Source organism: Pontibacter saemangeumensis, from assembly GCF_039541895.1.
Taxonomy (GTDB): Bacteria; Bacteroidota; Bacteroidia; order Cytophagales; family Hymenobacteraceae; genus Pontibacter; species Pontibacter saemangeumensis.
On record NZ_BAABHC010000005.1, the window covers coordinates 350,525 to 373,258 of the forward strand.

At 52.5% G+C, this 22,734-nt stretch carries 20 protein-coding genes and 3 pseudogenes; 9 read left to right on the forward strand and 14 right to left on the reverse strand.

All coding sequences use genetic code 11. The annotated features are described in order from the left end of the window. Positions 1-113: 113 nt before the first annotated feature. From ABD920_RS07745 to ABD920_RS07780, 8 genes are all read left to right on the forward strand, one after another. The gene (locus tag ABD920_RS07745; protein WP_345158056.1) at positions 114-626 is read left to right on the forward strand and encodes a hypothetical protein; all 513 of its coding nucleotides are present in this window, start codon (positions 114-116) and stop codon (positions 624-626) included. A gap of 237 nt (positions 627-863) precedes the next feature. Beyond that, positions 864-2,303, forward strand: coding sequence for an MATE family efflux transporter (locus ABD920_RS07750; RefSeq protein ID WP_345158057.1), 1,440 nt, complete (start codon positions 864-866; stop codon positions 2,301-2,303). A gap of 250 nt (positions 2,304-2,553) precedes the next feature. After that, positions 2,554-3,345 (forward strand): DUF6503 family protein, encoded by a 792-nt coding sequence (locus ABD920_RS07755; RefSeq protein WP_345158059.1) that lies wholly within the window; start codon positions 2,554-2,556, stop codon positions 3,343-3,345. Between the two features lie 12 nt (positions 3,346-3,357). After that, positions 3,358-3,975, forward strand: a complete 618-nt coding sequence (locus ABD920_RS07760) for a DUF2911 domain-containing protein (protein WP_345158061.1) — start codon at positions 3,358-3,360, stop codon at positions 3,973-3,975. Positions 3,976-4,039: 64 nt separating this feature from the next. Continuing rightward, on the forward strand, positions 4,040-4,345 hold the full coding sequence (locus ABD920_RS07765) for a DUF6122 family protein (RefSeq protein WP_345158063.1): 306 nt from the start codon (positions 4,040-4,042) through the stop codon (positions 4,343-4,345). 348 nt (positions 4,346-4,693) lie between these two features. Then, positions 4,694-5,125, forward strand: a complete 432-nt coding sequence (locus ABD920_RS07770) for a hypothetical protein (protein WP_345158065.1) — start codon at positions 4,694-4,696, stop codon at positions 5,123-5,125. Positions 5,126-5,188: 63 nt separating this feature from the next. Continuing rightward, on the forward strand, positions 5,189-5,380 hold the full coding sequence (locus tag ABD920_RS07775) for a hypothetical protein (protein WP_345158067.1): 192 nt from the start codon (positions 5,189-5,191) through the stop codon (positions 5,378-5,380). A gap of 92 nt (positions 5,381-5,472) precedes the next feature. After that, complete coding sequence (locus tag ABD920_RS07780; RefSeq protein ID WP_345158068.1) at positions 5,473-5,853, forward strand: MATE family efflux transporter; 381 nt, start codon at positions 5,473-5,475, stop codon at positions 5,851-5,853. A gap of 324 nt (positions 5,854-6,177) precedes the next feature. Here the strand turns inward: ABD920_RS07780 and ABD920_RS07785 are convergent, their stop codons facing one another. The 14 genes and pseudogenes from ABD920_RS07785 to ABD920_RS07850 all read right to left on the reverse strand — a co-directional run bounded on the left by ABD920_RS07785 (position 6,178) and on the right by ABD920_RS07850 (position 19,958). Continuing rightward, positions 6,178-6,804: a DUF305 domain-containing protein gene (locus ABD920_RS07785; RefSeq protein WP_345158069.1), complete on the reverse strand. Its 627-nt coding sequence runs from the start codon at positions 6,802-6,804 to the stop codon at positions 6,178-6,180. 130 nt (positions 6,805-6,934) lie between these two features. After that, entirely contained in the window at positions 6,935-7,405 is a 471-nt protein-coding gene (locus ABD920_RS07790) for a hypothetical protein (protein WP_345158071.1), read from the reverse strand. Positions 7,406-7,432: 27 nt separating this feature from the next. Beyond that, positions 7,433-8,580: pseudogene (locus ABD920_RS07795) on the reverse strand (HAD-IC family P-type ATPase). Beyond that, positions 8,577-8,771, reverse strand: a complete 195-nt coding sequence (locus ABD920_RS24940) for a hypothetical protein (protein WP_425568575.1) — start codon at positions 8,769-8,771, stop codon at positions 8,577-8,579. Before ABD920_RS24940 ends, ABD920_RS07795 begins: the two are co-directional and overlap by 4 nt. Before the next feature lie 23 nt (positions 8,772-8,794). Then, positions 8,795-9,100 (reverse strand): phosphoribosylpyrophosphate synthetase, encoded by a 306-nt coding sequence (locus ABD920_RS07800; RefSeq protein WP_345158073.1) that lies wholly within the window; start codon positions 9,098-9,100, stop codon positions 8,795-8,797. Positions 9,101-9,178: 78 nt separating this feature from the next. Then, positions 9,179-9,844, reverse strand: a complete 666-nt coding sequence (locus ABD920_RS07805; RefSeq protein WP_345158075.1) for a DUF2231 domain-containing protein — start codon at positions 9,842-9,844, stop codon at positions 9,179-9,181. A 221-nt stretch (positions 9,845-10,065) separates the two neighbouring features. Then, entirely contained in the window at positions 10,066-10,653 is a 588-nt protein-coding gene (locus ABD920_RS07810; protein WP_345158076.1) for a helix-turn-helix domain-containing protein, read from the reverse strand. Positions 10,654-10,858: 205 nt separating this feature from the next. Further along, entirely contained in the window at positions 10,859-11,344 is a 486-nt protein-coding gene (locus ABD920_RS07815) for a hypothetical protein (RefSeq protein WP_345158078.1), read from the reverse strand. Between the two features lie 242 nt (positions 11,345-11,586). Continuing rightward, the gene (locus ABD920_RS07820) at positions 11,587-12,246 is read right to left on the reverse strand and encodes a DUF3347 domain-containing protein (RefSeq protein ID WP_345158079.1); all 660 of its coding nucleotides are present in this window, start codon (positions 12,244-12,246) and stop codon (positions 11,587-11,589) included. 155 nt (positions 12,247-12,401) lie between these two features. Further along, on the reverse strand, positions 12,402-13,574 hold the full coding sequence (locus tag ABD920_RS07825) for an efflux RND transporter periplasmic adaptor subunit (RefSeq protein ID WP_345158081.1): 1,173 nt from the start codon (positions 13,572-13,574) through the stop codon (positions 12,402-12,404). Between the two features lie 26 nt (positions 13,575-13,600). Then, positions 13,601-14,932 (reverse strand): heavy metal-binding domain-containing protein, encoded by a 1,332-nt coding sequence (locus ABD920_RS07830; protein ID WP_345158082.1) that lies wholly within the window; start codon positions 14,930-14,932, stop codon positions 13,601-13,603. Then, on the reverse strand, positions 14,910-16,127 hold the full coding sequence (locus tag ABD920_RS07835; RefSeq protein WP_345158162.1) for a TolC family protein: 1,218 nt from the start codon (positions 16,125-16,127) through the stop codon (positions 14,910-14,912). Before ABD920_RS07835 ends, ABD920_RS07830 begins: the two co-directional genes overlap by 23 nt. A 31-nt stretch (positions 16,128-16,158) precedes the next feature. Continuing rightward, a pseudogene (locus ABD920_RS24945) lies at positions 16,159-19,365 on the reverse strand (efflux RND transporter permease subunit). 158 nt (positions 19,366-19,523) lie between these two features. Beyond that, entirely contained in the window at positions 19,524-19,958 is a 435-nt protein-coding gene (locus tag ABD920_RS07850; protein ID WP_345158085.1) for an HYC_CC_PP family protein, read from the reverse strand. 419 nt (positions 19,959-20,377) lie between these two features. On the opposite strand from ABD920_RS07850, the pseudogene ABD920_RS07855 reads away from it, so the two are divergent. Continuing rightward, positions 20,378-22,645, forward strand: a pseudogene (locus ABD920_RS07855) (heavy metal translocating P-type ATPase). Positions 22,646-22,734 lie beyond the last annotated feature (89 nt).

Below are 22,734 nucleotides of genomic sequence, written 5' to 3' on the forward strand. Positions count from 1 at the left end.
CGTGTACAGCTGCAGCCACAAGGGTGAACACAATTTAGGAGAACTCAAAAGTACAAGAACATTAGGTTTCCTATCCCTAGAATAAGATTTTGAACTTGAAAATGAACTGTACAATGGATGTGTTAGTAAGTCTTAAACCTGAAACTGTGATAGCACAGCAAGAAACTGTATTGTTGTTGTCTCCTGTTGATTCCAAAACCAACAATAACATGCTTGATCTGGAGCCTGTCCACACCAAAGACATACACCTGATCATTGTTTCAGAAGATTTGTCCTACTTTGCCCATGAGCACCCGGAGAAGCATGAAAAGCAGTATAAATCAAACTTTTCCTTTCCCTTTGCAGGCAAATTCTTATTGTACCTAGATATCAAGCCCCACAACGGTTCACCTGTAGTTATCCGCAAAACTGTGGGGGTTGACGGGCAGAAACGACAGGCACAAAGTTACCAGCGCAATGTACTGAGCAGTTCCGCCGGAGATGTAACTGCGGAGTTGGATATGAACGACCTGAGTGCCATGAAAGTAAAAATCACGCAGGGCAGGACGGTAGTGCCTGTCGTTTCTGCACGTACACCCCATGGTACATCAGGACGTGTTGCAGCTACACTCGGCATTTACTATTAAGGGCCTTTACCGGGTGTGGTTCATCCTCAATGAGAGGCTGTATACAATGGACTATGCGCTGCACATAACAGATGTTCCCAAAAGTGAGGGACACCATCATTGACTGCGCACCCGGAAGCGACAACAGTCCGTCTGCTTTCGGGTAGTGCTGTGCTAAAAGAGACACATTGGCAAGAGAATGTGAACTGCTAAAAGTTATTCATATCAACTTGATAAAACAAACTCCTGGTGTTGCCAATGGACCTTAACAGCGAGAACCCGCAAGCACTTTTGAAAGAGACATTATCAGGAAAAGTTAAGGTGATATTGTTGCTGGCTATTCCGGCCGTTATCGAAAACTTCTTTCAGACATTTATCGGTTTTGTTGATGTTTACTTTGTTTCAAAAATAGGATTAGCCGAAGTTTCCGCCATCGGTGCCACTAATGCCCTACTTGCTATATATTTCGCCGTGTTTATGGCTATCGGTGTAGCCTCAAACGTGCGGGTGGCAAATGCGTTGGGGGCAAAAAAAGTGGAAAGAGCAAGGCACATAGCCCAGCAGGCTTTAATTCTGTCCATTCTGTTTGGGATATTTACAGGGGCGGTAACTCTCTTTTTTGCCAGGCCACTGCTGATGCTCATGGGCCTCGAGGAGCAGGTCCTGGACATAGGGGAAACCTACTTTAAGATCGTGGCCATTCCCTCTGTTTTTATGTCTCTGATGTTTGTGCTGAGCGCTAACCTACGGGGTGCCGGTGACACCAGATCGCCCATGAAGGCGAGCATTATCATCAATATCATTCATGCTGCTTTAGGGTATGTGCTGATTTTCGGAATTTGGATATTCCCCGAAATGGGTGTATCGGGTGCGGCTTGGGCTACTGTTGCTTCCCGTATACTCGGTACCCTGATACTCATTTACTACAACCAGCGTTCAGGGGTGTTGGTGTTCAGAAAAGACTTCTGGACTGTGGATTGGCAGCACCAGAAAGAGCTTGCTTCGTTGGGGAGCCCGGCGGCAGGGGAGAGGTTTATCATGCGTGCCGGGCAAATCGTGTATTTTGGATTCATCGTTTCTCTGGGCACCAGTGTTTTTGCTGCGCACCAAATTGCAGGTAACGTGGAGGTGATCTCCTATATGGTAGGCTATGGCTTTGCCACAGCCGTTACCGTACTGGCCGGGCAGCAGATAGGGGCTGGAAACATAGACGAGGCGGTTTCTTACACAAAAATCGGCACCTGGATGGCTGCTGGGTTAATGGGAGTAATGGGAACACTGCTCTTTATTTTAGGTGAATGGGCAGGCAGCTTATTCTCAGATGACCCAACTGTAATTTCCAAGATAGGGGATGCCCTGAAGGTATCTGGCGTCTTTCAACCATTCCTGGCTGTGCTCTTAACGCTAACAGGTGCTTATCAGGCGGCAAACAACACCAAGTTTCCCATGTATCTTACAGCAGCCGGTATGTGGGCGATACGAACTGCGCTTGTTTATTTTCTCGGGATTTATCTTGGCTGGGGCCTCCTGGGAGTTTGGATTGCAATTGGTGTTGATATAATTTTCCGGGCGGGTGTGTTGACTATAAAGTTTATCAGGGGCAATTGGATGAGACTGGAAGAGAAGGTAGATGTGGAATCTCAGTGTCACCCGCAGTCTAATAAAGAAACAATGTCTGACTGCGTGAATAACTACTAATAAAATACTGCTTCCTCACTCACAGCTCCCACATCCCTAGATTGAGAGTTCAGGCAGCAAGAAGTTTAGTGTGCAATCTAAGTAACTGGCTTTGAACGGAGTGTTATTACTTATCTTCAATTTAATCTTTCAGGGTTTAATACCCAGGCTCTTGAGGCGAAAGTAGTTTGAGATACCCCGCTGCTTGCGGCGGGGAGCTTTATTTTATCTCCTGTGAGAAAGCTAAAAAGGAAAACCAGCAATTGATACTATGAAACGTTACAGGCAGACCACCTTAAACTTATTGTTCTCTATAGCCCTATTGGTAGCACTGGTTTCCTGCCAGTCCTCTACTGATAGGCAAGGGGGAAAAGCTGCTACGAGTAAGGCCCAAGAAATAGTAGATGCATCGATAGAGGCACACGGGGGAAAACTATTTGATAAAATGGCGGCGGGCTTCGATTTCAGAGACAGGCATTATACAATTCTTCGAGAGAATGGCGCTTACGTGTATACACGTGAGTTTACAGATTCGCTGGGCCAGGTCAGGGACGTGTTGAGCAACGATGGCTTTTACCGGGAGGTAAACGGCCTCAAAGTGGAGCTAACGGAAGAGAGAGAAAAGGCATACGCCAATTCAGTGAATTCTGTGATTTACTTTGCCCTTTTACCCTACGGTCTGAATAACACAGCGGTGAACAAGAAGTACTTGGGAGAAACGAGCATCAAAGGGAAACCCTACCATAAAATAAAAGTCACTTTCGACCAGGAGGGCGGAGGGAGCGACCATGAAGACGAGTACATTTACTGGATACACCCGGACAACTATACTGTTGATTACCTGGCCTACAGCTTTAACGTGAACGAAGGCGGCCTGCGGTTCAGAGAAGCGCACAATGTTCGGAATATCAGAGGTATCTTGTTTGCTGATTACATAAATTACGAACCTGTTTCCGATACTATAGCACTGGAGAAGCTTGATGTCGCCTTCGAAAACGAAGGCCTGGAAAAGCTCTCTGATGTAAACCTTAGGAACATAACCGTCAAAACCGAGATACTTTAGAAACTGAAAATAATGAAGAAAACATTTCTCATAATCGCACTTGTAGCAACAACAGCATCCGCGTTAGTGGGCTGCTCGGATACGAACCAGGAAAGCCTGCAGGAGCAGGCTGTTTCATCGGAAAACAGAGAAACGTTGGATAATGTAAGCACAGTAGCTCAGCAGGACACCATCAAAGGAAGTATTCCTTCTGAGGCTGCAGGGAGCATAGGTGACGTAAACATTAAAATAAGCTACTATGCACCAGGTGTAAAAGGCCGCATCATATGGGGCGGCCTTGTTCCGTATGATCAGGTGTGGACGACAGGTGCGCATATGGCCACTTCCCTTGAGTTTGAGCACGACCTGGTGATAGGCGGCCAGGAAATCCAGGCAGGCAAATATGCCTTGTTCACCAATCCGGGCCGCGAGGAGTGGACAGTGATCATCAACAAGAATTGGGAGCAGCACTTGGCGGATGAGTATGATCAGAAAGAGGACGTACTCCGTGTCAAAGTGAAGCCGACTGTGCAAAATCAACACCAGGAAAGACTAAAGTATGAGATAAAGCAACTTTCAGAAAAGAAAGGAGCAATCCATATGGCTTGGGATGATCTCATTGTTTCGGTTCCTGTAAGCATTCAACCTTGAACAGGACATGGTTTAACCACCGTGCCGGCTGTCTCTATCCACTAAAATACAGATCCTATCCCACATGAACCTTGGTTTTCTGTGGCACCTTGTCTTGCATTTAATAGTGCCTGTGGCGGTTGCTTGGCTGTTCTTTCGCCCTAAGTTTAAGCGGGCAGCCTTGATAATGTTTGCAGCAATTCTCATAGACTTGGACCACCTTCTGGCTGACCCCATTGTTGATCCCGACAGGTGCAGTGTTGGTTTCCACCTGCTGCATAGCTACTGGGCCATCCCGCTGTATCTGCTGATGGTCTTTATCCCTAAGACAAGGCTTATTGGTTTAGGACTTGTTATACATATCATACTGGACTGGCTGGAATGCGTTTGATCGGCAAATAAATATATAAAGAGTGCTTTAAAATATATAAAACTCTATATTATTGGGCCTGGTATAACAGGAAAGTTTACAGCTGAAAAGGAAATTGAGGTGTCTGAGTTATCAATGAGCACGGGGTACCGACCAAGAAAGGTGAAAATCTATAAATACCGACGTACTGTTTGTTTTGTAATTGGGACAGGGCTGTGCAGCACAGCCCTGTCCCAATTCAGGCTTACCTGTACACCATGGTGCCCCATACCAGAGAGGTGTCGGAGCGTTGGTTAAGGGAGTAGCTCTGAGGCTATTGGCCTCAGAGCTACCCCAAGTCATAAAGTACAAAACCAAACAATTTAAATTATGATGATTGACGTTTTATTAAATTTTGAGCCTCCCTTCATAAAGGTACAGGAAACGGTTAGACTACTGCTTACGCCTATCAACCAAGAGGTCAGCAACGTTACCCTTGCGCTGGAAGAGATGCACACCAAAGACGTTCACCTCATTGTAGTTTCAGATAACCTTTCCTTCTTTGCCCACGAACACCCACAAAAGGCAGGCAAGGACTACGCCGTGGACTTCTCATTCCCCTTCGGTGGCAAGTTCTTCCTCTACTGCGATGTAAAGCCTCTGAACGGCTCACCGGTTGTTATCCGCAGAACGGTGGATGTGGCTAGTGATATACAGGAGGCACAGCGCTACCACCAGGATGTTCTCAATGCAACCGTTGACAATGTTGCCGTGCAGCTGGATGTGCAGGACCTGAATGCCATACAGGTTACTATCAAATAGGAGGAGGCTGTCATACCGGCCTCTTCATTAGGTGATTACCTGGGAGCCAAGGCGCATGTGGTTATGATTGATACTCAAACAAAAGAGTACCTGCACGTACATCCCATGGTGCACCAGGACAAGTTGGTGTTGCACACTGCCTTCACGGTTAAGGGGACATACCGGGTGTGGGTGCAGTTCCTGCTAAAGGAGCTACTGCTTACGACAGACTTTGTGCTGCATGTAACAGAACTGTCAGCAGGCCACCATCATTGAAACATCCACAAGAGCTATTCTAAAAGCCTATTAATATAAGTACGCAGCAGCACATTTCTTCATTTACCTGATGAGCTTGGCCCTTTTAGACCATGAAAATCAACAACGAAACAAAAGAAAACATTGAGCCTGTATCGCTTTCATCAAAAATGAAAGTGATCTTGCTGCTTGCTTTTCCTGCCGTTGTGGAGAATTTCATCCAAACCTTTATTGGGTTTGTGGATGTATACTTTGTGTCAAAAATAGGGCTAGCCGAGGTCTCGGCCATAGGCGCCACGAATGCCATACTTGCCATTTATTTTGCGGTGTTTATGGCTGTTGGCGTAGCATCAAATGTGCGGGTGGCAAACGCCCTAGGAGCCAAACAGGTTGAAAGAGCCGGGCACATAGCACAACAAGCTATTATTCTTTCCATTCTTTCGGAATCCTTACAGGGTTATTACGCACTTTTGTGGGAGCCAAGGCGCATGTAGTGAGGATACACCTGGAGAGCAAAGGCCACTTGTATATTCACCTGACAGTGTACCAGGATGCGCGCGTACTACCTACCTGTTGCACCTCCAAGGGTATTTACAGAATTTGTGTTAACTCTTGCTGAAGGAAAAGCTGCACTCCTTTGACTTTTTGCTGCTTGTAAAGGATGTTTGGTCGTATGGGAACACCAACTAATTGGAAACAGAAAGGGATCTTCCCTTTCAGAGGGCTAGAGACGCCGCTTCTTTATGAGCATTGAAAAGACAACATAGAGGCTGTCTCTAAAGTATAGACGGCCCCTATGTTGCATGAAGTAAACAAACTTACTTTGGCTGCCCGTGCTCATTTCTGAACTCGCCCAACTCAATAATGTCTTCCTGCTGGTGTTCAATAATCATCCTCGCCTCGTCCAGAGCCGGCTCGTCTTTCCCATGCTTGAGTTCGATCTGAGACATGTCAATGGCTCCCTGGTGGTGGTGGGTCATGATCTCAGCGAAATCGTAGTCCGGGTCATTCGACATGTTATAGGCCCGCATGGTCTGGTTCATTTTCATCATCGCCTGCTCCATCTCCTGCATGAACTCAGGCCCTGCTGTGGGGACCGGATCACCATGAGCATCCAGGAAAGATCTTAACCTGGCTTGGCTCTCGCTGTCCCCTTCTTTGAACTTTCTGGCCAGCTGCTTCATCTCCTCATGCTTCGCATATTTGAGCACAATGTTGCTCATGTCAATGGAGCCTTGGTGGTGGGGTATCATCATGCGGGCAAAGTCTACGTCAGGGTCCATGGTCATTTCCACGGAGTCCATTGCCTGCTCCATTTTATCCATGGCCGCCTCCATCTCAGCGTGGAACGCATAACTTCCGGGGTTGATCTCGTCATCGTCGTTACAGGCAACCGAGAAAAGTGCTGTTAACAGCAGTAAACTGTAAATTTTAAGCTTGTTCATATACAAAAGTTAGGTTAAACATGCTGTTTTTACGGCATCGGAGTAGGGGCGTTGTTGTGGTGTCAGGAGGGGCAATAAATATATAACTTTTTGTCATTTAAATGTAAAATTTAACCGTAACAAGCCACAGTCACCGTCTTCTAAAAAGATTAAGCTTTGCAGTGGTTGCACTAATGTAAAAGGTCAGGCCCGGGAGCAGTAGAAGCTGCAGAAAAGGCAGCAGCCCAACATCGAAAACCGGAACGATGGGCATCTCGTCTGTGTAGGCCCATTGCTCTCCTGCCAGCGCCCATTTCTCGAACCACACGGCAAGCAGACCCCCGAAAAGGGCCAGCAGGCCGTACTGCCACGGCTTAACGTTTAGCGGCCAATACAAGCTACGGTTCAACACTGCAAACAGGGTGTATAGGAGCAGGAGCACCAATGCATCTATCACAGATGCAACCAGGCAAGTCCAAAAATGCCCGAAGAAACCATTGTATCCCCTGTAAAGAGGGGCCTGCGCGTTTTCCCAAATCAAGTTCAGGGAGAACCCTATAACCAGCACAATACTACACACCGGGAGGAGGTCCTTTAAGTTGCTCTTGTTCTCCATTTTCATATGTAGCCTCCTTGTAGTCGTATGACGCTATTTTATTTGCCGCCGCAGCAGTTGCGCGTTGATGGCCACAATCACGGTGCTCAGGCTCATCAGGGCCGCACCTACGGCAGGCGAGATCATAATGCCCTGCTGATAGAGTACACCCGCCGCCAACGGAAGCGCAATGATGTTACAGCCGGTGGCCCAGATCAGGTTCTGGATCATCTTCCGGTTGGTGGCCTTGCCGAAGAGGATGAGCGAGGCGATGTCCTGCGGGTTGCTGTTCACCAGGATGATGTCGGCCGTCTCGGCGGCCACATCGGTGCCGGAGCCCACGGAGATGCCCACATCAGCCTGGGCCAGGGCAGGGGCATCGTTTACCCCGTCGCCGGTCATGGCCACAAACTCGCCTTTTGCCTGCAGTTCCTTCACCTTCTCCTGCTTCTGGTGCGGCAGCACATTGGCCAGGAAACCGTCCATACCTAATTTGTCGCTCACGCTTTTGGCCACCCGCTCGTTGTCGCCGGTCAGCAGCAGGTTCTTGATTCCGTTCTCTTTCAGCACCCGTATGGCACTGGCAGACTCTTCCCTTATCTGGTCGCGCATGGTGATGTAGCCGATTGGCTGGCTATCTACCAGCACGTATACCACGGTTTCCACACCCTCCTCCGCGTCGCTGGCAGGTACTTTCTCGCCCGGCTTCACCAGGATCAGGTCGCCCTTCTGGAGGTCTGCGATACGCACCCGCACTGTTTCTCCGTTACGAACCAGCATGGCCTCTGCGGGCATCATGCTCACGAGCAGCTCCAGCTCCTTGGAGGCGCCCAGCACCGATTTCATCTCTATCCAGTGCCCCAGCAGCATGATCACGATCAGGGTGGCCAGTTCCCAGAAGAAGTCCATCCCCTCCAGCCCGAACACGGTAGCCGTGCTGTAGAAATAAGCCACCGAAATAGCCATGGATATCAGTGTCATCATGCCCGGGGAGCCTTTCTTTACTTCTTCCCAAAGCCCCGTCAGGAAGGGCCACCCACCGTAGAAATAGATGATAGAGGAGAGCACAAGGCGATGTATAGGCTGTAGGGCACCTCGAGTGAGTACCCGAGTATATGCTGCACCATCGGGCTCAGGACAATTACGGGGATAGACAGCGCCAGCGATACCCAGAACCGCTTCTTGAAGTCGTCGATCATCATGCGGTGGTGATCGTGCCCGTGGCCCCATGCCCTACATGCTCCTCGTGAGGCGGATCGGTACCATCTCCATGTGGCATTGCTTTTCTGTGGGCGTGTAGTGTTTTCTCCTCCAGGCGCTCTTCTATTTTGCCAGTCTCCTTCTCGGCCTGTTCTTTAGCATGATGGTGGCCGTGTTCATGTTCGTGTTTCATAGGTGTTTGCCGCTTTAATTTCGTTAATCAATTCTCAGCTTCAGGGCCATTTCAGGCGTCACGGAGTCAGCAAAAGTCCCATACGCATCTACCAGCACTCCATTGAGCCCTCTATCAGAGGAAATGGCGTACACAACAGTGTTATCGTCAGGATTGTTAACCCCCTCAAAGCGGTGTGTCTCATCAATTTCAAACTCCCCTGCCCCTAATTCCAGTTGTAGTCGCGGACATTCCAGACAATACGGCCTTAGGTGAAAGTCCTCGGTATAACCTCTTTTCTTTAAGTCAACGAGTGCCTCGGCTATCGTGTCATAGTTGTACCTGCTCATTTTGTTCACTTTGGTTTGTATCAGTACGGTAAACGACTGAATAAAAAAGGCGCAGCTATGGGGTCTGCGCCTTTCCACTTAGTGGTGGCCTGTATCCAGATACCTGCCCTGGGGACCGACTCCCTCTATGTGTACGAGCTGCGCGCCATAGTGTCCCGCCATGGCCACACAGTAGGCGGCACCGGTGAGAAGCAGGGCTACCATCGCTACGCTCCAGCGCCTGCCTTTAAACAGAAACTGGTTTAGCAGTTGGGCGCCCAGGCCTATTCCTGCAAGGTAGATAGTCCAATCGGCATAGAGGTCATGCTGATCAAGCACCAGTTTGGCGTGCTCCGTAAGGCCACTGGTGTGCGGGTGTGCAAATTTAGTTACATAGTAGGCCGTGCTAAAGCCTATTATAGTAGCCACGGTGGTGATCCAATCCAGCTCCCTGCGCAGGAACAGGATATTGCACAGCTGCACGGCAGCGGCTACCAGCAGCAGCACGATGGGGAAGTGCACGACTAAAGGGTGCTTGTTTGGAAAGTCATCTGGCCTGGCGTGCGCCGTAGCGGGTTCCTGCACGTGCGCCGCATGCTCTTCGGGTGCTACGCTTTGTGGTGCAGAAGTATCTGGCTCCTGCGCATGCTCTTCTGTTTGCGCGGCCTTGTCGTGCTTCTCGCCTCCATGCGCATATAGTGGCTCCGTGTGGATGATAGACAACAGCAAGGTCAGTAGCATTAGTAAAGGGATTTTCTTCGTCATTTATTAGGTTTTAGATAAGTTGGATGTACAAATTGGAATAGTACCTTTCCACGATACCTGACTACATCCCAACGTATAAAACCGCTGGTATAAGCGTCCCCTATAACCTTGCTGATTAAGCGAAGTCATACATGTAGACACACTTACAGTACTTAGCCAAAGCTAAAGCAGTTTTATAGATTCATGGGGCAGCGTTATATATCTGTGGAGCGCTCTAGGTGTCAATGCAGGTTATCTATGGGATGGCGGTCTATGCCACCCTGCTTTTTATATTTGTTGGGTGTTGTGCCAGTCACCTCTTTGAACTGGCTCGACAGGTGCTGCAGGCTTTTATAACCAAGCTTGGCAGCAACAGCACTAAGCGGAAGCTCGTCGTAGGTCAGCAGCTCTTTGATTCGCTCCACCTTCTGCAGGACAATGTACCTGTTCAGGGCTATCCCTTCGGAGGCCTTAAAGGCAGTGCTGATGGTAGAGTAGTCTTTCCCGAGCACCTCAGCCAGATAAGTGGACAGGTTCGTAGCAAGGGTTGATATCTTGTCCGTATAGATCAGGTCAATGACAGCCACCTTGATGCTTTCCACCAGCTCTTCTCCCTTATCGTGGAGCAGCTCGAACCCTTTGCTGACCATAGCCGCTTCTATAGCGCCTTCGTCTACCTTATCGTTTCCATCGATGACAGCCGTGCCAAGCTCCACCTCCAGCACATGCAGGCCGAGGCTTTCCAGTTCCTGGCGCACTGCCATGATGCAGCGGGGGCATACCATATTTTTAATGCGAAGCACCTTTTGGTGCATATTCTCTTCGTTCATTTTCACAAATAGCATGTGAAGCGAGGCTGCTGCTTGAAAAGCGGGGCCCGCATAATTTGATACACAAACATGCCTGAGAGGCTGCATGTCCTGCTGCAAGCCATGGAAAAACGGTGCAGGTATGGAGCCACAGCAGGTTGCCTGCCTCCGTGCTGGATGAGCATAGCTCTTCCAGCACGGAGGCAGTACAGCCACAGTTTGTGCATCAAATAATGAGAGAGTGCAGGAATACCCGGATATCGGGTATTTTAGGAACCGGGGCATCGGGGGGAGCGTGCGCCACCGCTGTGATACGGCTCTTGTACAGAAAACTCAGAACCGCCTGATACAGGCCGCCCAAGAAGGCAAAGGGTGCCTTTACAAGTGACGGAAGCTCTACGGAAGGGGAGGCCTTGAGAATAGGAGCGTATTCTTTCCCTGCACAGCAGCCAGCATCCTCCGTTGACGAAGCAGGATGCTTACCCTTGTGGTGTGCGTGCCCGTCACCGTAAGACGTCTCCTGTCCATGCGTATGGCTGTGTTCGTGATGCCCTTGGCTGTGATGATGTGCCGGGGCGGAAGCCACAGGTCGGAGCCGTTGCACCAGGTGCGGCAGGTTGCAAACCAGCTGGACAAGGTACAGGTTTACGAAGACCGTCAGCAGAAACAGCCCCATAAAACTCGTCTTCTTGTTATGTCTGGTTCTTCTCATAGAGCAAAGCCTCTATTTTACAACACTTTAACCTGCACCTGTGGCAAATATATGGGAAAAATAATAAAGTAACGCTTTGTCCCGTGCTTGAACAGGACACGCCTTCACACATGCTGCATAGCCTTGGGATGAAAGCCTCTCAGCCGGTCCCGCCAGGTATTCAGCAACGTCTCTGATCGGCGTACAGGTAAAACACGGTTAAATCATGCGTGAGCCGTTGCTAGGCCCACGCATGAATGGTTTTAATTGAGCACTTCCTCCGTGCTGCCGCATTTGAGCATCTGCTCACCAAAATACGGGTTGCGGATCTCCGGGCTAGAGCTCAGCCAGTAGGCCCCCTGGTTATTGCTGGCCATCGGGCAGTGCTGGTAGTACAGTTTCTGATCTGTGGCGCCAAAGGCTTTCGTAAGAGAGAATGTAGCCTCTGAAAGTAGCTCCAGGCTCTCACGCTGCGCGCTTACATCGCCTGCCGCTGCGACGCTGGAGGCACTTTGCCTTACCTCTTCCAGCTTGTCCTCCGCAAATGCCTGCTGCTCGCCTTCCAGCGCAGCAAGGTCTATTTTTTCGGCGGCGGCTAACACAGACTCCGCCGCCGCCTTCGCTGCTTGGGAGTCGGAAGCAACTAGCGCGTCTTTCAATTTCAAGTAGCTATCCACCAAAGCTGCTACCTGGGCTTTCACAGGCGCTGCTACCGACGTATAATCAGGGGTTTCTACCACCTCCTGGGCTGTCATCTGCCCGTGGTTCATGCCGCTGTGGTCCATGTTGCCATGATCCATGCCCTCGTGCTGGTCCTGGGTTGTTCCGGCGGCTTCCTGCTGCTTCTCAGCACAGGCCGTGAAGGCAAAGGCACCCATGACGGCCCCCGCGAATGCGATTCTTTGAATTGGTCTTCGGTTCATTTTAAAGGTTATTTGGAGTTAATGATTCATTTGGTTTATTGTTACAAAAGCGACTAAAGCGCCTATAATGAGGTAAAGCGACCACCTGAGCCACTTTCTATACTTCTGTCTATTTGGGTCCTCTGGTTCTGTTCTGCAGCAGTCTTTCATCGGTGTCAGTGGTTATGGCCAGCCATGGGGTCGCCACCCTTCTTCAGCACGAACTCGCTGTAAAGGAGGTAGGCACCCGAGGTAACCACTTTGTCGTTTTCCCTGATCCCTGAAAGTACGGCTACGTTGTTAAAGCTTTCCTCCCCGAGCGTCACCATGCGCGCCTGGAAGGTTCCTTTCCCTGTCTGCACCCACACATGGCTGCCACTTTCGTCACGTATGACCGCATCGGTGGGAACAGTCAGTGCAGCGCCGCTCTTGCCAGGAAGCAGCACATTCGCCTGCATGCCGGGCAGGTACTGGCCTTCTTTGTTCGGCAGCTCGGCACGCAGCACCGCCACCTGGCTCCCGGCCCTGAGCTCAGGGCTCAAGAACGTGACTTTGGCCGGGACAGTGCCCTCGGCAAAACCCTGCACCGACACCTGAACCGGATCCCCTGCCTGCACTTGGGCCACCTCCTGGGGGTACAGCTCGGCCTCCACCCAGATACTGCCCAGCTTGCCAAGCCTGTAGAGCACGCCGCCTTCGGGTATGTACTGCCCCTCGGCGGCGGCGACTTCCGTTATCACGCCTGAACTTGGGGCCATGAAGGTCACGCGGGCATCCAGTTGCTCAATACTGGCCAGGTTTCGGACCTGCACCTCGGTCAGGCCATAAAGCAGGAGCTTCTTTTTGGCCGCTTCCAGGAAGGACGCAAAGCGCGGGTTCTCTTCTCCGAATTCCTGGTTTTGCCTCAGGGCCAGCAGGTACTCGCGCTGCAGGGTCAGGAGCTCCTCTGAATACAGCTCGTACAGCGGCTGGCCTTTTCTGATGCTTTGCCCTGTCTCTTTGATGTGGAGCCGTTCGATACGGCCCGCGGCACGGCTGCTGACGACGTCTGTTTGTGTCTCGTCCAGCACCAGCTGCCCCGTCAGGATGGTGCTGCTGCCCACATCGCCGTACTTTACACGCTTTACCGCGATGTTACCCAGTGCGATCTGGCTTTCGCTCAGCATCAGCTCGCCTTCATTCTGCCCAGACTGCGACACCGGCACCAGGTCCATGCCGCAAATAGGGCATGTGCCCGGCTCGTTCTGCACGATCTGCGGGTGCATCGGGCAGGTATAGGTAGTCTCGCCGTCAGCATGCTCTTCATGGGATTGCTCGCTGCAGGCCACAGTGCTGATTATAAGCATCATCAGTAGCGTGTTTATGATCCATCTCTTCATCCGTCTGTTTCTTTAAGTTTGATAAAACTTTCACTGTCCACCAGGAACCGGGCATTAGCGGCGACAACATCATTCTGCTGCAGCCCCTCCACAATCTGTACCTGATCCCCCTCCGTGGTGCCGACGGTTACGGCCACTGGCTTGAAGGCACCATTTTGTTGCTTAAAGGCAACCGACTTTGTGCCAATATCCAGCACGGCCTCGCGCGGTACCCATAGGGCGGGAGCCGTGGTATAGCTGGCGGTAGCCGACACCAACTGGCCTACGCGCGCCAGCTTTTGCTGCCCCGGTATATAGGCCCTTACCTTGGCAAAGTTCTCGCCCGCCTTATAAAACGGCTGCAGGAAATCTACCTGCGCGTCCAGCTTTTCGCCGGGCAGCTGCGGGAAAGTGATCTCAATCGGAGCGCCTTTGGCAATAGACGTGACCTCCCCGGCGGGTATGTTAAACTCGGCCCATAACTGGTCAGGGTTTACCACGCGCACCAGCGGCTGTCCAGCGGTTACATACATGCCTTCGCGTAGCGGCAGTTCGCTGCCGCCCGCTGCCGGGGCTGTTGCACCCGAGCCTGCGGCAACACCGCCGCTCATACCACCCATGCCCCCTGCTGCATTTGGAGCTGTTACAGGTATGGCGCTCGGCGTGGCCGATGGAGCGGTGGTGTTGAGTCCGATCACGTAGCCGTCGTAGGGGCTGTAGATGGCGAACGTATTGCTCGCCTCACCTGTCCGGAGCAGGCGGCTGATCTGGGCTTCAGTGGCACCCAGAAGACGCAGTTTCTGCTTGGCCGCCTCAATCAGGGCCTTGTCTTCCGGGGCCGACTGAACCAGGTACAGCAGCTCTCTCTGTGCCGTCACCAGCTCGGGGCTATATACCTCCAGCAGCTTCTGGCCTTTACGGATGGGCTGGTAGTTGTACTTCACAAACAGCTTCTCGATGCGGCCGCCCACACGCGCCGGAATAGAGAAGATGCGGCGTTCGTCGTACGTGATGATGCCTTCCATCTCCACAGAAGCGGGCACCGTCTTTTCTTCCGGTTTGATGGTGCTGATATCCGCCACCACCGACTCGTTTGTCGGCTGCAGCAGGAAAGCGAGATCATCTGTGACAACGATCGGCTCCCCCTGAGCAGATGTCGGAACCAGATCCATCCCACAGACAGGGCAGGTGCCCGGCTCGTTCTGCACGATCTGCGGGTGCATCGGGCAAGTGTATTCAGTAGTGCCTTCCGCATGCTCCTGCTCTTCCCCGTGGCTGCAGGCCCCCAATGTGATGAGCAGCAGGATAGCCAGTAGGAATAAGGTGCTATTTCTCAATTTCTTTCTCATAATTCACAACCATTAAGTACAGCTCCTGCAGCCTGTTGAGGTATTCCATCTGCGCCATGTTCAGCGCCTCCCAGGCATCGATCACCTCGGGTAGCTGGGCGCTGTTCTGCTCATAGGCCAGCATGGTCACGTCGTAGTTCTTCTTCAGGGCGGGGATGATCTTGTTTTGATAATTCTCTGCCTGCTCCCGCATGGTATTCAGCTCCAGGGCCATGCTCCGCACCATCCCCTGGGCCTCATTTATAACAGACTCCCGCTCGCGCTGCATGGCCTCAATCTCCAGGTTCATCGCCTTGGTATTGGCCTTGTACATCTTGGAGGACCACGGCGCGATGGGAATGGACACCATGCCCATCGCCGTGAACTGCTGCGGCATCATGTTGTCGCGCGGGTACATGTGCTCAAAGCGGATACGGAAATCAGGCTTGCGCTCCAGCTGCTCCAACTGCACATTCAGTCGCATGGATTCAATGGTCCTGTCAAGCTGGCGCAGGTCGCTGCGGGCATTGATCAGGCTGGTCGTATCCACAGCCAGTAGGGCTGGCTCAGGTACGGCTACTACCGTGTCAATGCGGAATCGCTGCTCCGTAGGCAGGTTCATCAGGGTGTTGAGCTGCACGTTCTGCTGCTCAATCTGGCTGACCGTCATCAGCTGCATGTTCTCCACCTCGTGCAGCCTCGCTTCCGCTTTATAGATACTGCCCAGGCTGCCCTGGCTGTAGGGGTAGCGGATCCTGGCCAGCTTCAGCATGTACTCCATGATGCGCTCGCTGTCCTGCAACACGTCCATCTTTCTCTCCAGCACCACCCAGTTGTAGTAAGCGGTCTTTGCCTGTGCACGCAGCTCATTGAAAGTCACGTCCCTACCCGCATTCTCGATGGCCGCCCTGGACCTCATGTAGCTTTCTTTGGCACGCAGCTTGGCGGGGTTCGGGATGTCCTGTTCCGCCGACAGCATGAGCATGCCTTTGTCACGCCCCTCCATCACTTCTGCGCCTGGGTAAGGGTACATGAAAACGCCGCCGCCCACCATGGGTGCCATCCAGCTTTTAGCGCCTTGGGCATAGGCATCCATGGCCCTGGCGCGGTAATCATATTCCTGTAGCATGGGGTTGTTGCTGCTTATTGTTTGCAGCACACTGTATAGATTCATGGTCTGCTGCTGGGCCAGCGCCGGAGCGCCGGCCAGTAACATCACAAACAACCAGCTTAAATGCCTGTATTTCTTAATGCTTGACATCGTAGATTTCCAGTTTACCGCGTTTCTTTAACTCATGCTCTTTCGTCATCTCAAACACCACCGGGGTTACCAGCAGGATGTGAACGGAAGAGGTGAACACGCCCCCGATCAGCGGGAGCACGATGGGCAGCATCACGTCGGTGCCCACCCCTGTGGCCCAGAGCACGGGAATCAGACCGAAAAGGGACACCGACACCGTCATGATCTTCGGGCGCAGGCGCTTGGCCGCTCCCATAAACACATAATCGCGGATGTCCTGCTTGGTGATCGTTTCGGAAGAGTTGCCTTTGGCAGCCACCAGCTGTTGCATCGCCTCATTGAGGTACACCACCATCAGCATGCTTGTCTCCATCGCCAGGCCGAACAGCGCGATAAAGCCCACGGCCACCGCCACCGACAGGTTCACGCCATAGAAGTAGACAATGTACACGCCGCCTATCAGGGCGAATGGGATTGTGCCCAGGTTGATGAGCGCCTCCTTCATCGACTTGAAGGAGAAGTACAGAATGAGAAAGATAATCAGCAGCACCAGCGGGATGATGATCTTGAGGGTATTGTTGGCGCGCACCTGGTTTTCCCACTGCCCGCTCCACTCCAGGTAGTACCCCTCTGGTATGGCCGTCACTTCGCTGTTGATCTTTTCGATAGCCTCCTGCACGGTGCTGCCCAGGTCACGGTCGCGCACGTTAAACAGAACCGCCCCGCGCAGCTGCGCATTCTCGGAGTTGATCATGGGAGGGCCGCTTGTAAAGTTGATCTCTGCTACCGATGACAATGGAATGGTGCCAGCCGAGGCCGTTTGGATCGGAATCCGCCGGATGCGCTCCACGCTGCTGCGGTACTCCTGCGCCAGGCGCACGTTGATCGAGAAGCGTTCCCTTCCTTCGATGGTGTTGCCGATCGGAGTGCCCCCCAAAGCAGACTCCACGATCATGTTCACGTCATCCACCGTCAGGCCGTAGCGGCCCAGGGCTTCCCTGTTTATGTCGATCTCGAGGTACTTGCCGCCCGTGACGGGCTCCACGTACAGGTCTTCCACGCCGGGCACGCCGTTTAGGGCTGCTTTTACCCGCTCTGAAACCACTGCGATAGAGTCCAGGCTCTGACCGTACACTTTCACGCCCACATCGGTGCGGATGCCGGTGGCCAGCATGTTGATGCGGTTGATGATGGGCTGTGTCCAGCCGTTCACCACGCCCGGAATCTGCAGCTTCGCGTCCAGCTCCTGGATGATGTCCTGTTTAGTCATGCCCTCGCGCCACTCCGACTCCGGCTTGAGCATGATGATCGTCTCGATCATGCTGATGGGGGAGTTGTCGGTCGCGGTGCTGGCGCGGCCCGCCTTGCCCAGCACGCTCTCCACCTCCGGCACCGACTTGATGATCTTGTCCTGCACCTGCAGGATGCGCTTGGCCTCCGCATTCGAAATATCAGGCAGCGTGACAGGCATGAACAGGATAGAGCCCTCATCCAGCGGCGGCATGAACTCCGTACCCATGCTAAACAGCATCGGAATAGCGATTAGCAGCGCTATGATGTTGATGCCCAGCGTGGTTTTGCGCCACTTCAGGCACCATTTCAGCACCGGGCTGTACACTTTCTCAAGCCCTCGGTTAATAGGGTTTTCGCTCTCGGCCTTGAATTTTCCTTTGAGTAAATAGGAGAGCAGCACGGGCGTGAGCGTGATGGCCAGAATGGCGTCCACAATGAGGATAAATGTCTTCGTCCAGGCCAGGGGGCTGAACAGCCTCCCTTCCTGGCCTGTCAGCAGAAACACCGGCAGGAAAGAGGCGATGATGATCACCGTGCTCCAGAACACGCTGGGTCCTACCTGCTTACTGGATTTCTCTATGATTCGAATTCTATCTTCTTTTGTCAGTTTCATGTTCATTCCATGTTTGAATGATGCGAATTAATCCTCCGATGGCTTGCCCTGTTCCGCACCGGCCAGGTGTCGGTAGGCGTTCTCCACCATCACGATGGCGTCATCCACGATCACACCGATGGAGAGGGCGATGCCGGTCAGGGACATGATGTTGGAGGAGATGTCGAAGGCGTTGAGCAGGATGAAGCCGATGGCAACTGCGAGCGGCAGCTGGATCATGATGATCAGCGCGCTGCGCCAGTGGAACAGGAACAGGAGCACGATGACGGAGGCCACGATCATCTCCTCGATCAGCGTGTGCTTAATAGAGTCAACAGACTCGTTGATCAGCCCGCTGCGGTCGTAGACGATGTTGAACTTCACGCCTTCGGGTAAACCCTTGGAGACTTCCTCCATCTTCACCTTCACGTTTTCGATTACCTCTTCGGCGTTCTCGCCATAGCGCATCACCACGATGCCTCCCACCGCCTCGCCCTCGCCGTTCACATCGAAGATGCCCAGGCGGCTCTCGCCCGTCATCTGCACGGTGGCCACGTCCTGCACGCGCACCGGGATGGTGTTGCTGGTGGTGATGGCGATGTTGCCGATCTCCTCCGCCGACTCCAGGTAGCCCGTGGTTTTGATGATGTAGCCGATGTCGGAGCGCTCGAACTTGCGGCCCCCGGCCTCGTTGTTGTTGGCCCGCACCGCCTGTATCACCTGCGGGATGGTGATGTTGTAATAGGTAAGTTTGTTGGGATCCACCGTCACCTCGTACTGCTTCTGGAAGCCGCCGAAGGAGGCCACTTCGCTCACGCCATCGACGTTTTGCAGCGCGAACTTCACGTACCAGTCCTGGATAGCGCGCTGCTCGCCCAGGTCCATGCCGGGGGCGTCGAGGGTATACCAGAGGATGTGCCCCACGCCAGTGCCGTCTGGCCCAAGGGTAGGCGTGGCACCGTCGGGCAGCATGTTGCCAATGGAGTTCAGGCGCTCCAGCACCCGCGAGCGGGCCCAGTATACGTCGGTGTCATCCTCAAAAATGATGTAGATAAAGCTCATGCCGAACATGGAGCTGCCGCGCACATACTTCACCTCGGGCAGGCCCTGCAGGTTCGTCACGAGCGGGTAAGTCACCTGGTCCTCCACCAGTTGCGGGCTGCGGCCCATCCACTCGGTGAACACGATCACCTGGTTCTCCGACAAATCCGGTATGGCGTCCACCTTGCTTGTCTGCACTGAATAAACGCCCCAGCCAAACATGCCTGCCGCAATGAGCAGGATTATCACTCTGTTGTGGAGCGAAAAGGAAATCAATCTCGCAATCATGGGTATAGAAAAGTAACCTTAAACAGGAAATTTAGAAGCCGCCGGGAAGCGGCAAGTAGAAAGCAATGCTGAAGTGTAAAGTATGGCCAGTCCTGCTAGTCTCTTCACAAAAAGACACAGCTATACCAGCCAACGAATGCACTTAGCGGCCTGTAAGGTTAAATTAGGAAGGATTGCACCAGAACGGGTATGTCCCGGGCGATTGGAGGGGAAGTATAAAGCGCGTAAGCAGATTTGAGGCCTTCCTGATGTCCAAACAACTGCAGGATAACCGCTTTTACAGCGGCAATGAACTTAAGGTCCAACTTTTTTATGAGGACAAGCGCTTTTGAGTCAGAAGCCATATCCAGGCGCTCTACTACCAGTTGGTGGTCTTCGCAGCAGCTGCTTTGGGGAGCCTTTTCTTTTTCAGGAGCATGGCAGGGAGGCAGTGTTTCTTTCTTTTGCCCCATGAGACATTCTGTTGCCTCTCCGTAAAAGGTCAGGTCACGTACCTCTCCGGCGCATAAATGCATTCCCACCGAGAAGCCTGTCGAGGAGACAAGCACCAGCAGCGCAAGGGAAAACAATACAATCCGGCGGAAAAACTTCATGAACAGCTTTATTTACGTTTGCAAAGGTACTACGGGAGCAACAAGAACTATTACATAGTTAACAAAAATTTTTATATATTTTTTGTGTAGGTCGCGCCGTAGGGCATCCTTACTGCACGCAAAGCTTGATACTTCCGAAGCCTGGAATGGTTCTTGAACACCAGCAAACGATTTGCCCCTCCCATTTGTTAAGTTCAGTAACCGTTCATGCCGTTGTGACACCCTCAGCACATACCAGAGGCAGCACATACCAGAGGGTTTTCGTACGAATATCCTGTAGACTGGTAGACTGGCTAACGATTGCTCTTCTACAGTTCCCTGCAAGAGACTTTGTAACTCTTATCCAGAATTATGTAAGAGCCAGGGCAGGGGGAGGACGTATCTTTGTATCATCCTAATTGACAAAGCGAGGAGAAATAATGGAAAACAATATAGTAACGCCAAATAAGACTACCCGTCAGCCTGCTGTGAAGGAGCAGAAAGCATCCTTACCGGTCACCGGTATGAGCTGCGCCTCCTGCGCCCTCAGCGTAGAGTCCATGGTGGGAACGCAGCCAGGGGTGTCTAAGGCAGCGGTGAACTTTGCCTCCCAGACACTGCAGGTGTCTTATGATCCTGATAAGGTGGCTCTTTCGGACATACAGCGAAACGTGCAGGAAATCGGCTTCGACCTGATCATTGACCAGGAAAACGCCCAGGAGAAACAGGAGGAGGCGCAGCAGAACCATTACCAGGCGCTGAAGAAACGGACCATAGCGGCGGGCATTCTCACCCTGCCGGTATTCATCATCGGGATGTTCTTCATGGACATGCCTTACGGAAACTGGATCATGATGGTGCTCAGCGCGCCCGTGCTGTTTTACTTTGGCCGCAGCTTCTTCATCAATGCCTACAGGCAGGCCAGGAACGGGAAGGCGAACATGGACACGCTGGTGTCGCTCAGCACAGGCATCGCCTTTGGCTTCAGTATGTTCAATACCTTCTTCCCGGAGTTCTGGCTGGCACGTGGAGTGCAGCCGCACGTCTATTTTGAGGCCGCTGCCGTAGTCATTGTCTTCATCATGCTGGGCAAGCTGCTCGAGGAGAGGGCCAAGTCCAACACTTCCACCGCCATTAAAAAGCTGATGGGGCTGCAGCCGAAGACCGTGTGGCGGGTAGAGGGTGACCAGGAGCAGGAGGTGCCCATCTCCCAGGTACAGAAAGGCGACCTGCTGCTGGTGCGTGCCGGTGAGAAGATTCCTGTAGACGGAGAGGTGGCGCAAGGCTCCACTTATGTGGACGAAGCGATGATCTCAGGGGAGCCCGTGCCAGTGGCCAAGCAGAAAGGAGACAAAGTCTACGCAGGTACCATCAACCAGAAAGGCAGCTTCCGGTTTGTGGCTGAGAAAGTCGGAAGCGAGACCATGCTGGCGCAAATCATCAAAATGGTGCAGGAAGCGCAGGGATCCAAGGCCCCAGTACAGAAACTGGTAGATAAAATTGCGGGCATCTTCGTGCCTATCGTGCTGGTGATTGCGCTCGTAAGCTTTGCCGCCTGGTTAACGCTGGGTGGGGACAGCGGCCTGACGCAAGGACTACTGGCCCTGGTGACCGTGCTCGTGATAGCCTGCCCGTGTGCCCTCGGTTTGGCAACCCCTACCGCTATCATGGTGGGCGTGGGCTAAGGGGCTGAAAACGGCATCCTCATCAAAGACGCGGAAAGCCTGGAACAGGCCCATAAAGTAAATGCCATCATACTCGATAAGACAGGCACTATAACAGAAGGAAAACCTGTCGTTACTGACGTTGTCTGGGCTGATACAGCAGATATTAACAGGCAAAACCTGCAAACAGTACTGCTCTCCCTGGAGTTGCAGTCAGAGCACCCGCTGGCAGAAGCTATGGTGCGTCATCTGAAAGCGCAGGAGGTAAGGTCGTTGGAACTCAAGAACTTTGATAGCCTTACCGGGCGTGGCGTTAAAGCCTCTTTGAATGGCAACCAGTATGTAGCAGGTAATCATAAACTGCTGGAAGAGGAAGGTGTGTGTGTTGCACCGGAGCTGGCACTTCGGGCAGATGCCTTACGTGGTGAAGCCAGGACAGTCATCTTCTTTGCAGAAAATAAAGAGGCCGTTGCCCTGGTGGCCATTGCCGACCAGATCAAGCAGCATTCCGCGGCAGCCATTCGCACTCTCCAGGAGCAGGGAGTAGAAGTGTACATGCTCACCGGCGATAACCAGCAAACAGCTGCCAGTGTAGCAAGGCAGGTGGGCGTGAAAAACTTTGTAGCGGAGGTGCTGCCGTCTGAAAAAGCAGCTTTTGTAAAGGACTTGCAGGCTAAGGGAAAAGTAGTGGCCATGGTAGGTGACGGCATCAACGACTCACATGCACTGGCGCAGGCGGATGTAAGCATTGCCATGGGCAAGGGCTCTGACATCGCCATGGATGTCGCCAAAATGACGCTTATCTCATCAGACCTGCTACAGATTCCAAAAGCGCTGAAGCTGTCGAAGCAAACGGTACGGACGATAAGACAGAACCTGTTCTGGGCTTTCATCTATAACCTGATAGGCATTCCGATCGCGGCGGGTGCTCTTTACCCGTTTTACGGCTTTCTGCTGGATCCCATGATTGCAGGCGCGGCCATGGCCCTGAGTTCTGTGTCAGTGGTCACGAACAGCCTGCGGCTGAAGGTGCAGAAGATATAGGCAACGCCTGGAAGCAATGGAAAAAACTAAGAGGTAAGTACCAGGCAGGACATAGGCCTGCTTTACCTTAAAGTGTAAAATCGATTAGT